A 15,292-nucleotide genomic window follows, 5' to 3' on the forward strand; every position below is an offset into this window, starting at 1 on the left:
CGCAGCCCTTCAACGATAATCATGAATGCGTCCGTTATAACCCGGTACTTTGTCGGCCAACAGCGATTCGATGGAACCGGTGCTGCCGCCCATGCCTTTGAGGGTGAACTCGAATCTTACACCGCGCTCGGGACGCGATGAAAACAGGCTGTTGGTTTCGTCGTCTTCGTCGTCTTCATCGGGCTGATTGCTGAAGCCGACGATCCGGACGTTCCAGCAGCAGCTGTCGTAGTCGATGCCCAATACCAGGTCGGTGTTTTCGTAGTCGCCATAGGGCACGTCGTCGGCGACCGGGCGGGCCCAGTTAACGTGACCGACCATGGCAATGTTGGCGCGCAATGGCCAGTAACCGGACATGCCAAAACCCTGGGCGTCGTCTTCACGGGTGATGCCCAGGCGTAAAAAGCGACGGCCGCGCGGTAAGTAGGTGACGTCGGCTGAATAGGCTTCGAGGGTGCCATCGTCGTGTGCCCATTGGGCGGAGGCGTTGACTTGCACGTCCTCGGCCGGACGCCAGCGCGAATCCAGATAGGTGGGGCTGAACTCGGGTTCGAAGTCGTCGTCTTCGGCGGCAGAAGGGCCGGTTGCAGTGACGCGTTCCTGCGACAGTTTCAACCCTTTACTGACACCGGCAAACAAGACTTCTTCGCCGGTCCGGTTGTTGCGAAAGCGCGAATCCAGAGCGACGCTCAGCCGGTTCATATCGCCGATGCGGTCGAGCCCGCTGAAGCGATTGTTGGTGAACAGTTTGAAGTTGTTATCGACCGCTTCGGTATTGAGGTTGGGCAAATCGCTTTGGTCGACGAACGGCGTGTAGGTGTAATGCAGACGCGGTTCGATGGAGTGAACGATGATGCCGGAATTGGTGCGGTAGGGTTTTTCGGCGACGATGCGGCTGTCCATCGTGAAGCGGCCGGTGACGATGGACGGGTCGCGTTCAAAGTCGTCGGCTTCGAAACTGAACTCGGAATCCAGCGGGTTGCTTTGCTGATACCCGAGGAAGAACGCATCCAGCTGAGGCCGCACATAACCCCATTCCACGCCCAGCGGATAACTCAGACCCAGACGAGTATACAGACGGTTGGTTTCGTTGGCGGCGGCCAATTTGGACGGATCGCCCGAGCTTTCCAGTGCGTTTTCCTGCTCCGGCGTGAGCTGACGGCTGAAACGGCTGGCGGTCAATTGCCCGGACGGGCTGAGCGTGCCGGGCAGATTGAGTGGCTGATAGGTCAGGGCCAGTTCGGGCAGGCGTTGCAACGGCCAGTCGTCTTTATCGAGTGGATCGTCGGGAACGAACGCTTCCTGTTCCGGCACCTGGAATTCGGTCAGCAAGCGGGTGCGTAAATCGCCAAAGCGGGTGTTGGCCGCAATGCTGGCGGTGTGGAAATTGGAACTGCCATCTTGCACCGGCGTGGTGAATTCGTTGTCGACGGTCAGCAAGCCGGTGGGCAGGCGGCGGGTGAGCGTTAAGTCGAGGGTTTGATCGTCGACGCTGTCGCCACCGTTGTTGAAGTTCTGATCGTATTGGCTGTCGCTGACCCAGCGGGTGTCGAGGTCGTAACCGGTTTTGTCATTTAATTGACCGGCCAATCGCTGGCGATAAGCCCAGCGGCGCGGTGCGGTGTCACCATCGGTGGTTTCCGCTTCCTGGGTGAGCTGCACATCGAGGTCGGAAATGCCGCTGTGGTCTTCGGTTAAAAAACGAAATTCGTTGCGCGCCAGCAAGCCCAGTTCGCCAAAATAATGCAGCGTGAAGGTGTCGTCGTAATTGGGCGCCAGGTTTAAGTAGTAGGGCACGGCCAGTTCGCTGACGCCGTTTTCACCCAGGCCATAGGTGCCGGGCAGAAAACCGCTGCGGCGACGCTCGTCGATGGGAAACGACAGATACGGCACGTACAACACCGGCACCGATTTGATTTCAAAGCGCGCGTGCCAGGCGCGGGCGATGCCGGTTTCCTGATTCACCGACAACGAAGCGGCACGAATGCCCCAGGCAGGGTCTTCCGGCATGCAGCGGGTAATGGCAATGCCTTCGCCGCGAAACTGCGTCAGGCTTTCGCGATTCAGTGTGTCAGCCGACCCGTGCAAGTCTTCGCGATGCAGGGCGAACTCGGCCTGGTTGATGGTGGCTTCGTCGGTGTCGAAATCGAGCCGGGCCGATTCACCGGCAATCAGCGCGCCGAAGGAACGCAAACGCACCTGACCGTTCATTTCACCGACGCCGGTGCTGCGCTCGTAACGAATGTCGTCGGCGAACACCTGAAAGGCGTTGCGTTTGGCGCTGACGTCGCCGCTCAGGTGTGCGGAGTTGGTGGACACGTTATCGCTTTCATCGAACTGGAAAACCAGCGGGAATTCTTCATCGGGCCGGGTTGGATCAATGCTGTCGTCCAGCCGCATCGGGTCGACAAAACCGCCGGGGCAGTAAGGTGCGATGCCCTGGCGTTCGTTCTCGGGCAGTTCGGCATAGGGCTGCCAATCGCGCAGAATACTGGTGTTTTCAGCCATGATCGGCATCGCCACTGCCGCTGACAGAGTCAGTGCCAGAGGACGGGCCAGAAGCCGAAAGGAATGTGCGTGGGCGGGCGTTGGCATAGACCCCGGTGTGAGTTCGGAGGAAAACGGGCATGATACCCAAGCCGACAGGGCGGTGGTAGCCCGGCTTTCGACGGGTTAAGCTGAGCCCTCTGCGTTTTCGAAGCTTTGACAGTGCTTGTTGAGACGTGGATGGCCGGTGAGTCGGGTGGTGAGAGGAGTGCTGTGTTGAAAGGCTGGATTGGCAAAATTGTAGGCAGTGCGTTGGGCTTATATGCCGGTGGGACGGTCGGTGCCGTCTTGGGTATTTTGCTCGGCAACGCCTTTGACCGGACCCAGCAAGACCACGCCAATAAGCTCAAGGGCGACCGCCGCGGCGTGTTGCAAACCGTGTTTTTTCAGGCCACTTTTCGGGTCATGGGTAAGCTGGCCAAAGCCGATGGCCGGGTCAGCGAACAGGAAATTCAACAGGCGCGCGATGTGATGACGCGCATGGGCCTTGATGAGGTTCAGCGTCTGGAAGCGATGCGTCTGTTCAACGAAGGCAAAACGCCCGACTACGACATCATGCCGCTGCTCGATGAGCTGCACGAAATCATCGGCCGACGCAGCACCCTCAGTCAGTTATTTCTCGAACTGCAATTACAGACGGCCTATTCGGATGGATCGCTCAGCCCGAATGAACAGCGCATCATTCAATTAATCTGCAAAGCGCTGAACATCAATAAACTGCAATTTGAACTGATTCATCAGCGCATGCGTGCCCAGGCACAATTTTCCCGGTCCGGCAGCCGCGGTTCAGCCGGTCGCCCACGCGGCCCGAGTCTGGAACAGTCGTATCGGGTGTTGGGCATTGATGCGCGCGCCAGCGATGCGGACCTGAAAAAAGCCTATCGTCGGTTGATGAGCCAACACCACCCGGACAAACTGGTGGCACGCGGTTTGCCCGAAGAAATGATGGCCATCGCCAAAGAAAAAACTCAGGAAATTCAGCAAGCCTACGAAACCATAAAGAACCAGCGCAAACTCAGTTAATGATCATTGCTATCGCGCTGATCCTCTTGAAACCTGCGCCGTTGCCGCTATAGAAGCAAACGGTTCCGTAATAACAGAGACGTCCATGCCCACCACTGCATCCTTGCTTGAAGCCGGTCAAAACGGCCTGCCGTTAACCCTGATCGAACAATCCGACTACGACACCTGGCTCGCCGCGCGTTCGCCCAGTACGCAGCGCTGGCTCAAATCCAGCGGCTTTAAAGCGCCCGGTCACGCGCTGCTGCCCGGCGACGATGGTGAGCTGGCGGAAGTGGTGCTGGTGGTCAAAGATCGCACCGCGCCCTGGTTGCTGGGAGATCTGGTGAACCGCTTGCCAGCCGGTCGTTATGCTCTGGCCGACGATGATCAGGATGTGTTGCAACGTTGTGCACTCAGTTGGTTACTGGGCGCTTACCGTTTTGACCGTTACAAACAAAACGCCGCACCCAATACCACCCTGGTGATTGACGATGAGGCTTTGGTTGACCGCGTGCGTCACTTGGCAGAAGGCACGGCGCTGGTGCGCGATCTGGTCAACACACCGGCCGCTGACATGATGCCGGAAAACCTCGCCCGCACCGCCGCTGACTTGGCGGATCGCTTTGGCGGTCAATTCAGTGAGATCGTCGGCGATGATTTGCTGACCCAGAATTACCCGGCGGTGCACGCCGTTGGCCGCGCTGCCACGCACGCGCCACGTCTGCTCGATTTGCGCTGGGGTGATGACAGCCAGCCGAAGCTGACGCTGGTGGGTAAAGGCGTGTGTTTCGACAGCGGTGGGTTGGATATCAAACCCGGCGGTGCGATGCGCTGGATGAAAAAGGACATGGGCGGCGCTGCGCATGTACTGGGTCTGGCGCAACTGATTATGGCAATGAACCTGCCGGTGCGTTTGCGCGTGCTGATTCCGGCGGTGGAAAACGCCATCGCAGGCGACGCCTTCCGCCCTGGTGATATTCTGAACACTCGTAAAGGCCTGACCGTGGAAGTCGATAACACCGACGCCGAAGGCCGACTGGTGCTGTGCGATGCGCTGGCGGAAGCGGAAACCGACACCCCCGATTTACTGATCGACTTTGCCACCCTGACCGGTGCCGCTCGTGTCGCTCTGGGCACGGAATTGCCGGCGTTTTTTACCGGCAGTCATGAGCTGGCCGGTGCGCTCAGCGATGCTGGTTTGGCAGCGGACGATCCGGTCTGGCGGTTGCCGTTGCACGAGCCGTACGAAGATTTTCTGAAAAGCGATATCGCCGATCTGGTCAACTGCCCGACGACCCCCATGGGTGGCGCCATTACGGCAGCGCTGTATTTAAAACGCTTCGTTGATGCGAGCCATTGGGTGCACTTCGATGTGATGGCCTTTAACAACCGCGCCTTGCCGGGTCGTCCGTCCGGCGGTGAAGCCATGGGCATGCGTGCCGTGTTTGAGTGGCTGGAGCGCCGCTACCGCTAACCGTTATGACACCGCCGCCGGTTCATCGACCGGCGGTTTTCCTCCCGGTCCAAATTGCCCCGCTAATTCTGCAAAATCGGCCAGATACTGACTGTTGGCATCGCTGCTGCGAATGGCCGAATACATCTTGCCGTGCAAACCGGTTTCGCCCAGTTGCCGGGTGACTAGACTGGTGGGGTGTTGCGAATAACGCAGCACCCAGTCGGGCAGGGCGGTGATGCCGCGGCCGCTGGCAACCAGCAGTAAAATCACCGCGGTCAGTTCCGATTGGCGTAGGGATTTGGGTTCAACCCCGGCGGGCGTCAGGAAGTGTTTGAACACATCCAGACGATCGCGGCTGACCGGATAGCTGATCAGGTGTTCTGTTTTCAGATCGTCGGCGCGGATAAAGTCGTGTTTGGCTAAGGGATGGTCGTCGGGCAGGATTAACCGGCCTTCGTAGTTGAACATCGGCCGGAAGATCAGGTCGGGTGTTTCGATCGGGTCGGAGGAAATCACCAGGTCGAGTTCACCGGCGCGTAAGGCAGTAATGGAATCGAAGCTCAGGCCCAGGCGGATGTCCACTTCCACGCCCGGCCAGGCTTGCTTGAACTTGGCCAGGACGGGCATCAGCCAGTCGTAGCAGGCGTGGCATTCAATGGCGATGTACAGCCGCCCGCTTTCGCCGGAGGCCAAGCGCGACATTTCTTCTTCCACCGCCGCAATGCGCGGTAACACCGACACCGCTAAATCCAGCAGTTTGTGCCCGGCTGGCGATAACTTGATCGGCTTGGTGTGGCGCAAAAACAGACTGACGTCGAAATAGTGCTCCAGGCTTTTGATCTGGTGTGACAGCGCCGACTGGGTGACATGCAGCCGTTCGGCGGCTTTGGCCAGACTGCCCGCTTCGTTGATGGCTTGCAGGCTTTGCAGGTGACGGCGCTCCAGAAACATTATGAAATCCTTTTGGTAAAAGAATAAAAAACATGAGCTGAAATTGAATTGTGCCGGAAGTTGTTCGGCGTCGCCAATGAGTCTGCCGTCTTACGTTAAGCGTCTCCCAGCTGTGGCACAGAGCCCCTCAACCCGCTACACTCCCCTGACCGCTGGCCCCAAACCGGCGGTCCATTGAACCCGATCCAGGCAGCAATGCCGGTGTCCGAGTTGCAGGGTTACCCTCAACCGGCCGGCTGTATTGGTGGCGTCGCTTACCGGCGGCGTGACTTGAATACGGGCTGAAGATCGCTCCAACTTCGGGAAGAGCGTCGTTCTTGGGTCTCAGACACAGGTGTTTGTCATGACACAGCCCGCCTCTGTCGCCGAGCCGGAAATGCTCTCCGGTGGCGAAATGCTCATCCGTTCGTTGAAAGACCAAGGCGTTGAATTTGTATACGGCTACCCCGGTGGTGCGGTACTGCATATCTACGATGCCATCCATCAGCAGTCCGACGTTAAACACATTCTGGTGCGCCATGAACAGGCTGCGACCCATATGGCCGATGCTTACGCGCGCGCCTCGGGTAAGGCCGGCGTTGTACTGGTGACTTCCGGTCCCGGTGCCACCAATGCCATTACCGGCATTGCCACCGCTTATATGGATTCGGTGCCCATGGTGGTTATTACCGGCCAGGTGATGAGTCATCTGCTCGGTGATGATGCCTTCCAGGAAACCGACATGATGGGTCTGTCGCGTCCGATCGTTAAGCACAATATGTCCGTGCGCGATCCGGCCGATATTCCGACCATCATCAAAAAGGCGTTCTACATTGCCGAAAGCGGTCGGCCCGGTCCTGTCGTTGTCGATATTCCCAAAGACATGACCATGCCGAACGAGAAGTTCCCGTACGAATATCCGGATCGCATCAAGATGCGTTCCTATAACCCGGTGAAGAAAGGCCACAGCGGCCAGATTCGCAAAGCGGTTCACGCCATGCTGCAGGCCAAGCGGCCGATCATCTACGCCGGTGGCGGTGTGGTGTTGGGCAAAGCCAGCAAGGAACTCACCACCCTGGCGCAGACGCTGAACTTCCCGGTGACGAATACCTTGATGGGCCTGGGCGGTTATCCCGGCACCGATCGTCAGTTCGTTGGCATGCTCGGCATGCACGGCAGTTATGAAGCGAACATGACGATGCACAACGCCGACTTTATTCTCGCCGTTGGCGCGCGCTTCGATGACCGGGTGACCAACAACACCAGCAAGTTCTGTCCCGATGCGACCATCGTGCACATCGACATCGACCCGGCGTCGATCTCCAAAACGGTCACCGCTGACATTCCAATCGTTGGCCCGGTGAAACCGGTGTTGAAGGAAATGCTGGAGCAGGTCGAGCAGGCCAAGATGAAGGTCGACGAGGAAGCGCTGGGCGAATGGTGGGAGCGCATCGACGAGTGGCGTCAGCGTCACGGCGGTCGGTATCGCACCGACGATTCCGAGCGCATGAAACCCCAGCACGTCATCGAAACGCTCAGCCGCATCACCAACGGCAACGCCTACGTCTGCTCGGATGTGGGTCAGCATCAGATGTTTGCCGCCCAGTACTACAAGTTCAACAAGCCCAACCGCTGGATCAACTCCGGTGGCCTGGGCACCATGGGCTTCGGTTTCCCGGCGGCCATGGGCGTGCAGTTGAACTACCCGGATGCCGATGTCGTTTGCGTCACCGGCGAAGGCTCGATTCAGATGAACATTCAGGAGCTTTCGACCTGCAAGCAGTACGGTTTGCCGGTGAAGATTCTGTGTCTGAACAACGGCTATCTGGGCATGGTGCGCCAGTGGCAGGACATGAACTACGAATCGCGTTACTCCAATTCCTACCTCGATTCCTTGCCGGATTTCGTGGCCCTGGCCGAAAGTTATGGTCACAAAGGCATTCGCATAGAAACCGCCGACGAGCTGGAAGGCAAGTTGGAAGAAGCGATGGCGGTGCGCGATCAGGTGGTCTTTATCGACGTTTTGGTTGATCAACACGAACATGTGTATCCGATGCAGGTACCCAACGGTGCCATGGCCGACATGTTCCTGAGCAAAACGGAGAGGACCTGATCATGCGACACATCATTTCTGTTCTGATGGAAAACGAAGCCGGTGCTTTGGCGCGGCTGGTCGGTCTTTTTGCTCAGCGCGGTTATAACATCGAATCGCTGAACGTGGCGCCGACTGAAGACGAAACCCTGTCCCGACTGACGCTGGTGACCATCGGTGAAGACAAAGTCGTTGAGCAGATCACCAAGCACCTGAACAAGCTGATCGAAGTGGTCAAGCTGGTCGATCTGACGGAAGGGTCGCACATCGAGCGCGAGCTGATGATGATCAAGGTGCGCGCCACCGGCGCTCAGCGCGAAGAAGTGAAACGCACCTGCGACATCTTCCGTGGTCAGATCATCGACGTCACGCCAACCACTTACACGCTTCAAGTGACCGGCAATGAAGAGAAAGTCAGTGCGTTCCTGGACGCCTTGTCGGGCTCAACGGTACTGGAAGTGGCGCGGACCGGGGTGTCGGGTATCGCTCGCGGTGATAAGAGTTTGAGTTTGTAATCGCTCACTGCGATGGGTACGAAAGCGGGCGTGGCCCGCTTTTTTATTGCAATCGATCCCCTGTCTTTCAACATAAAAAAAGCCGGCGCAAGGCCGGCTTTGTTTTGACTCTCTTTTTTTAATCGTCTGATTCGACGTTCAGTCCTTAGACTGAATAGTACATGTCGAATTCGACCGGATGGGTCGTCATCTGGATGCGAGTGACTTCTTCCATCTTCAGTTCGATGTAGGCATCGATCATGTCGTCGTCGAATACGCCACCGGCTTTCAGGAATTCGCGGTCTTCGCTCAGAGCGTTCAGCGCTTGTTCCAGGCTGGAGCAAACAGTCGGGTACTGAGACTGTTCTTCCGGCGGCAGGTCGTACAAGTCTTTGTCGGCAGAGTCGCCCGGGTGGATCTTGTTCTTGATGCCGTCCAGGCCAGCCATCAGGTAGGCAGAGAACATCAGGTACGGGTTAGCGGTCGGGTCGCCGAAACGAACTTCGATACGCTTACCTTTCGGAGAAGAAACCCAAGGCACACGAATGGAAGCAGAACGGTTACGGGCCGAGTAAGCCAGCATGACCGGTGCTTCGAAGCCAGGAACCAGACGCTTGTAAGAGTTGGTAGAAGCGTTGGCAAAAGCGTTCAGGGCGCGAGCGTGCTTGATGATACCGCCGATGTAGTACAGGGCCGTTTCAGACAGGCCAGCGTAGTCGTCGCCTGCGAATTGGTTAACGCCGTCTTTAGAGAAGGACATGTGAACGTGCATACCGCTGCCGTTGTCACCCACCAGAGGCTTAGGCATAAAGGTGGCGGTTTTGCCGTAGCCGTGAGCAACGTTGTGAACCGCGTACTTCAGGATTTGCACTTCGTCAGCTTTCTTAGTCAGAGAGTTGGCGCCAACACCAATTTCACACTGACCAGCGGTGCCTACTTCGTGGTGGTGCACTTCGATTTCCAGACCCATTTCTTCCATGGCTTCGCACATGGCGGCACGGATGTCATGCAGGCTGTCGACCGGAGGAACCGGGAAGTAACCGCCTTTAACGGACGGACGGTGACCCATGTTGCCGTCTTCGAATACTTTTTCAGAAGACCAAGCCGCTTCTTCAGAGCTGACTTTGTAGAACGCACCGGAGATGTCAGCGCCCCACTTAACGTCGTCGAAGACGAAGAATTCAGGTTCCGGACCAAACATGGCGGTGTCGCCCAGGCCGGTAGACTTCAGGTATTCCTCAGCGCGCTGAGCAACGGAACGCGGGTCACGGTTGTAGCCTTCGCCAGTGGAAGGTTCAACGATGTTGCAGCGAACGACGACAGTGGCGTCTTCGAAGAACGGATCGGCGAAAGAAGCTTCGTCGTCCGGCATCAGAATCATGTCGGATTCGTTGATGCCTTTCCAACCAGCAATAGAAGAACCGTCGAACATTTTGCCGTCGGTGAAGAAGCTCTCGTCTACTTCGCTGGCTGGGATGGAAACGTGCTGCTCTTTACCCTTGGTATCGGTAAAGCGCAGGTCGACCCACTTGGCGTCGATATCTTTGAGCAGCTTTAAAGTTTTCGCTGACATTGTGTATCTCCAGGTTGAACGGCCATCTTGGCCGGTGAGCTTATTGTGCGGTCTCGGTTTCGCCGGTCGAGGCGGCACCTTAAAGGTGCACGGTTACCGTTTTGCGCACCTGATCCACCAAAGGTTGTTGTCGCTTACTAGTGCGTTAGCACCAATAGTGTGAACAGTGTCGTCGGTTTCAGCAATTCTTATGCCACGCACCAATAGCCGTTAGAGCGGCGGTATCATGGGCGTTGAAGCCGTTTATGACCACTTTGTAAGCACTGTTATGGTGCGTCACAATTCGATGCGCCCGCCAATGGTGCGCGATTTTGGTGCAGAGGTGAAGTGAGGCTGACGGATGAAAATTGATCGCCATCCGGCTATACTCCGCGCCCCTCAAATTACCGACACCGCCCGCCTGGTCAGACGCATGAAGTTTATAGTCAAACTCTTCCCCGAGATCACCATCAAAACCAAGCCGGTTCGTCAGCTGATGACCAAGAGCCTGGCGCAAAACCTGCGCAATGTACTGCGCCCCATCTGTGCTGAGGTGAAGGTGGTCAACACCTGGGACGCCATCTCGGTGCGCACCCCGGAAGAGACCGCCGAGGTGGTCAATGAAGCCGTAGCTCAGGCGCTGGAATGTGTGCCGGGCATCAGCCAGGTGCAGGCGGTGAAGGAGTTTCCACTCACCGACTTCGACGCCATGGTGGCGGCCACACTGGAAGTGTGGGGTGACGCGCTGGCGGGAAAAACCTTTTGTGTGCGGTGCAAGCGCATCGGTGATCACGATTTCACCTCCATCGATGTGGAGCGCTATGTTGGTGGTGGCCTGAACCAGCAAAGCGATGCGGCCGGTGTGCGTTTGAAGAACCCGGAGTTGGAAATTCGCCTGGAGATCAAACATAACCGCTTTTATGTGATTGAGAACAAACGGCCGGGTCTGGGCGGTTATCCGCTGGGTACTCAGGAATCGGTGCTGACCTTGGTCAGTGGCGGTTTTGATTCGACGGTGGCGGCGTTCCAGATGCTGCGCCGCGGCGTGAAAAACCACTTCCTGTTTTTCAATCTCGGTGGCGCGGCGCACGAAAACGGCGTTAAGGAAGTGACCTATTACCTGTGGAAGAAATACGGCGCCTCGCACAAGACGCACTTTATTTCTGTGCCATTCGAAGGCGTGGTTGAGGAAATTCTGACTCAGGTTGAAGACCGCTATATGGGCGTGGTGCTCAAACGCATGATGATGCGTGCGGCGGAGCGCATCGCCGAAGAACAAAACATTCCGGCGCTGGTGACGGGTGAGTGTCTGGCGCAGGTGTCGAGCCAGACCATGCCCAACCTGAATTTGATTGATGAAGTGACCGACCGGCTGGTGATTCGCCCGCTGATCGTGACCGACAAGCCTGAGATCATCGACCAGGCTCGTGCTCTGGGCACCGCTTCCTTTGCCGAGCGCATGCCGGAATACTGTGGCGTGATTTCACGCAAGCCGAATGCCGCCTGTAAGCGACCGGCGTTGCTCGAAGCTGAAGCGGCCTTTGACAGCGCGGTGCTGGAAGCGGCCATCGCTGAACGCCGCATCGAGAATGTTGATCAGTTGACCTGGACCGACCAGGAATCCCTGAATGAAACGCTGCCGACGTCGGCCGCCGCCGATGCGGTGGTGATCGATGTTCGCCATCCCAGTGAGGCCGAGGGTGAGCCATTGGAGCTGAGTGGTCACGAGGTGGTGCAGATTCCATTTTACAGCCTGAACCGCCGGTTTGCCGAGCTCGACGTCAACAAACAGTACCTGCTGTATTGCGATAAAGGCGTGATGAGTAAGCTGCACGCCCTGCATTTGCAGGACGCCGGGTTTCGCAATGTTGGGGTGTACCGGGCCTGAGGGCCCGTTCAGTTCGTTTTGGCAGCTAACGCCAGAATCCAGTCTTTCAATACCCGCCCGGCCACGTCGGCGTCTTCGGCGGTGATCGATTCATCCGGATGGTGGCTGATGCCGCCTTCGCAACGCACGAACAGCATGCCAACCGGGCAGATGGCCGCCATGGCCATGGCGTCGTGACCGGCACCGCTGTGCAGGTAACGCGGCTTTAAGCCGTGTTGTTCAATGGCGCTGGCTAAGGCGCTTTGCAGTTGGTCGTCGCAAGCAACGGCGGGTGCGGCGTGAATTTCCTGCCAGCTCATTTCAATGCCGCGCTCGGCGCAGGCGATTTTGGCGGTATCCCAGATCATATCGAGCGCGGAGTCGCGTTCGTTGTCTTTTTCGCTGCGGATGTCGAGGCTGATCTGGGCGTTGCCAGCGATCACGTTGACGGCGCCGGGTTTGGCCTGAATGCGCCCGACGGTGGCGGTGACGCCGTGTTCACGGGCCACTTTTTCCACGATCAGGGTGAATTCAGACGCGGCGGCCAAGGCATCGCGACGCAGGTGCATCGGTACGGTACCGGCGTGGCCAGCCATGCCGGTGAAGTCTATGTTAAAGCGACGCGCGCCGGCAATGGCGGTGACGATGCCGACCGGTAAGTCTTCGGCTTCGAGCACCGGGCCTTGTTCGATGTGGGTTTCCAGGTAAGCGAGTACGGACTCTCCGGCACGACTGGCGTCGCCGACGGCCGTGATGTCGAGACCGAAACGCTCGAACGCTTCGGCCATGCTGATGCCGTTGGCGTCTTTGATGCTGGCCCAGTTCGGGTCCCACTGGCCAATCACCGCGCGGCTACCCAGCAAGGTGGAACTGAAGCGAGAGCCTTCTTCGTCACCGAAGCCGACCAGATCGAGGTGAAACGGCAGGCTGATGCCCTGTTGTTTCAGTTCAATCATTACCAGCAGAGGCAACACCACGCCGAGAATGCCGTCGTAGATGCCGCCATTGGGGACGGTATCAAGATGCGAGCCGAGAATGACCACGGGGGCATCGGGGTTATCGGACGGTAAGCGACCCCAGAGGTTGCCCGCGGCGTCCTGCCAGGTTGGTAAATCGGCTGCCTGCAGCCAGGCGCCGACCCGGGCATTGGCCTGACGATGTTGCTCTGTTAAGTAGCAGCGTTCCATCTGGCCGGGGGTGGCGGTCAGGGTGGCGAGCTCGTCGCACCATTTTAGTGCGTCCGTTCCGATGGAACTCATGCCGGGCTCCGGTAGCTTTGGTAGGCGGCGTCGATACCGGCGCCCGCGGTGAACGAATGGCCGGCACGGCGCAGGCAATGCTCCAAGGCCGAGAGCGTGGATAGGACGGCATCCAGGCGGGCGTTGTAGCCCATGGTGCCGACGCGCCAGACTTTGCCCGCGAGCGGGCCGAAGGAGGTGCCAATCTCAATGTTGAAGTCGTTTAACAATACGGCTCGTACTGCTTCGCCATCGATGCCCTCGGGAATGTAGACCGCGCAGACGTTGTTCATACGCTGACTCAAATCGCCATAAGGTTTGAGGTTCATGGCCGTGAGGCCAGCGAGCATGGCGTTGCCGTGCAAGCGGTGGCGTTCAACGCAGGCGTCCAGACCTTCCTCCGCCATGATCTGGCCGCATTCGCGGGCGCAGTAGAGCATTGAGGTGGCTTCGGTGTGGTGGTTGAGTCGCTTCTCGCTCCAGTAGTCGAGAATCATCGGCAAATCGAAATAGTTCGAATGAATGCGCGGGCCGAGCTCTTCGTCGACGTCGCTGGCGCGTAAGCCGGCTTCGATATGGTGACGGCGGCGAATGACCTCGACAAAGCGATCGCTGAGCGTAATCGGTGCAATCCCCGACGGGCCGCCAAGGCATTTTTGCAAACCGGCGGACACCGCATCCAATCCCCATTCATCGGTTTTCAGGGTGTTGCCGCCGATGGACGCGGTGGCGTCACAATAGAACAGTACGTCGTATTGCTGGCATAGGGCACCGAGCTCCGCCAGTGGCTGCAGCATGGTGGTGGAGGTGTCGCCCTGAACCGTGGCGAGCAGTTTGGGCTGAACCGTTTTGATGGCCGCTTCCACTTGCTCTGGCTGGGCCACCTCGCCCCAGGGGACGTCGATGGTGTGCACTTGGGCGCCGGCGCGCTCAGCAATTTCTACCAGCAGATGACCGAAACGACCCATGACCGGCACCAGGACTTTGTCACCCGGTTCGATCACCGACACCAGTACCGCTTCAATGCCCGCGCGGGCAGTGCCGTCGACCATAAAGGTCCAGTGATTTTGGGTATCGAAGACGCCCCGGTAGAGCGCCATGACGTCGTTCATGTAGCCGGTCATCACCGGGTCGTACTGGCCGATCAGTTGGGTGGACAGCGCATTTAACACGCGCGGATAGGCGTTAATCGGCCCCGGGCCCATCAACAGGCGCGGCGGTGGATTCAGACGGTGCTGTTCAGGTGCAGACATGGATAACAAACCTCAATTCAGATCAGAGCACCAGCTGCGCCAACATGCGCACACCGGTGATCAGCAAAACAATGGCGAAGACTTTTTTCAGCTTGGTGGCGTCGAGCGCGTGCGCAATGCGTGCACCCACCGGCGCGAACAGCACCGTCAGCGGGACGATGCAGATAAAGCCGAGCAGGTTGACCAGACCGTAAGTGCCTGCCGGTGCATCCAGCGGGGTCTGGCCGGCGATCAGCAAGGTCACCGCCGCAGGCAGTGAGATGATCAGGCCAATGGCGGCGGCGGTACCGACCGCACGATGCGCCGGGTAATTGCAGGCGGTCAGAGTCGGAACGCTCAGGGTACCGCCACCGATGCCGACCAGCGCGGAAAATAAACCAATCAGCGCGGCCATAATGGATTGCCCGGCTTTGCTGGGCAGGTGTTGAAACATCGGTGGACTGCCCGCGCGCAGCAACATATTCAGCGCGGCCAGGGTGGCGATGACACCGAACAGCGTGGTCAGCCATTCGCCCTCAGCGATGGTGACCAGATAGCTGGCCAGCAACACGCCCAGCAAAACGAATGGCGCCCAGAGTTTGAGCAAGGCGAAGTCGACATTGCCTTTGGCGTGGTGCGCCCGTATAGAGCTGAGCGAGGTGGGAATGATGGTTGCCAAGGAGGTAGCCGTGGCGATGACCATGGCGGAGTCGGCCGAAACGCCCAGTCCCTGAAACACGAAAAACAGCACAGGCACGATGACGATTCCGCCGCCCACGCCCAGTAAACCCGCAAGAATGCCAGCGAAGACGCCGGTGGCCGCCAGTGTGAGGATCAGTGGCAGGGCGGAACTGAAGGCTTCCATCGATAAATCTCCTAAGG

11 protein-coding genes are annotated in these 15,292 nt (G+C 58.3%); 5 read left to right on the plus strand and 6 right to left on the minus strand.

Features of this window, described 5'->3' with window-relative positions:
* Positions 1-9: 9 nt before the first annotated feature.
* On the minus strand, positions 10-2,508 hold the full coding sequence (locus BGP77_RS09285; protein ID WP_158269330.1) for an LPS-assembly protein LptD: 2,499 nt from the start codon (positions 2,506-2,508) through the stop codon (positions 10-12).
* A 255-nt stretch (positions 2,509-2,763) separates the two neighbouring features.
* On the opposite strand from BGP77_RS09285, the gene djlA reads away from it, so the two are divergent.
* Both djlA and BGP77_RS09295 read left to right on the plus strand, forming a co-directional pair.
* Entirely contained in the window at positions 2,764-3,570 is an 807-nt protein-coding gene (djlA, locus tag BGP77_RS09290; protein ID WP_233252333.1) for a co-chaperone DjlA, read from the plus strand.
* 85 nt (positions 3,571-3,655) lie between these two features.
* The gene (locus tag BGP77_RS09295; protein WP_108164474.1) at positions 3,656-5,023 is read left to right on the plus strand and encodes a M17 family metallopeptidase; all 1,368 of its coding nucleotides are present in this window, start codon (positions 3,656-3,658) and stop codon (positions 5,021-5,023) included.
* A gap of 3 nt (positions 5,024-5,026) precedes the next feature.
* Here BGP77_RS09295 and BGP77_RS09300 read toward each other — a convergent pair whose 3' ends face one another.
* Positions 5,027-5,956 (minus strand): LysR family transcriptional regulator, encoded by a 930-nt coding sequence (locus BGP77_RS09300; RefSeq protein WP_108164475.1) that lies wholly within the window; start codon positions 5,954-5,956, stop codon positions 5,027-5,029.
* A 343-nt stretch (positions 5,957-6,299) separates the two neighbouring features.
* Here BGP77_RS09300 and BGP77_RS09305 point away from each other — a divergent pair, with 343 nt between their 5' ends.
* Together BGP77_RS09305 and ilvN are read left to right on the plus strand one after the other, a co-directional pair.
* Entirely contained in the window at positions 6,300-8,048 is a 1,749-nt protein-coding gene (locus BGP77_RS09305; protein WP_108164476.1) for an acetolactate synthase 3 large subunit, read from the plus strand.
* A 2-nt stretch (positions 8,049-8,050) separates the two neighbouring features.
* Complete coding sequence (gene ilvN / locus BGP77_RS09310; RefSeq protein WP_108164477.1) at positions 8,051-8,542, plus strand: acetolactate synthase small subunit; 492 nt, start codon at positions 8,051-8,053, stop codon at positions 8,540-8,542.
* Between the two features lie 145 nt (positions 8,543-8,687).
* On the opposite strand, the gene glnA is transcribed toward ilvN, so the two are convergent.
* A complete protein-coding gene (gene glnA, locus BGP77_RS09315; protein ID WP_108164478.1) occupies positions 8,688-10,094 on the minus strand; it encodes a glutamate--ammonia ligase in 1,407 nt (468 codons plus the stop codon).
* Between the two features lie 412 nt (positions 10,095-10,506).
* Between glnA and thiI the strand changes: the two genes are divergently transcribed.
* Positions 10,507-11,961, plus strand: coding sequence for a tRNA uracil 4-sulfurtransferase ThiI (thiI, locus tag BGP77_RS09320; RefSeq protein ID WP_108165927.1), 1,455 nt, complete (start codon positions 10,507-10,509; stop codon positions 11,959-11,961).
* 8 nt (positions 11,962-11,969) lie between these two features.
* Here thiI and BGP77_RS09325 read toward each other — a convergent pair whose 3' ends face one another.
* From BGP77_RS09325 to BGP77_RS09335, 3 genes are read right to left on the minus strand one after another with little or no spacing between them, the layout of a single operon-like run.
* Positions 11,970-13,199: an allantoate amidohydrolase gene (locus BGP77_RS09325; protein WP_108164479.1), complete on the minus strand. Its 1,230-nt coding sequence runs from the start codon at positions 13,197-13,199 to the stop codon at positions 11,970-11,972.
* Positions 13,196-14,431 carry an alanine--glyoxylate aminotransferase family protein gene (locus BGP77_RS09330; protein ID WP_108164480.1) on the minus strand — a complete coding sequence of 412 codons (1,236 nt, stop codon included), beginning with the start codon at positions 14,429-14,431 and terminating at the stop codon, positions 13,196-13,198. The genes BGP77_RS09325 and BGP77_RS09330 overlap by 4 nt, the downstream gene beginning before the upstream one ends.
* Positions 14,432-14,453: 22 nt before the next feature.
* On the minus strand, positions 14,454-15,275 hold the full coding sequence (locus tag BGP77_RS09335) for a sulfite exporter TauE/SafE family protein (protein WP_108164481.1): 822 nt from the start codon (positions 15,273-15,275) through the stop codon (positions 14,454-14,456).
* Positions 15,276-15,292: the final 17 nt, after the last annotated feature.

Source organism: Saccharospirillum sp. MSK14-1 (genome assembly GCF_003054965.1).
GTDB lineage: Bacteria > Pseudomonadota > Gammaproteobacteria > Pseudomonadales > Natronospirillaceae > Saccharospirillum.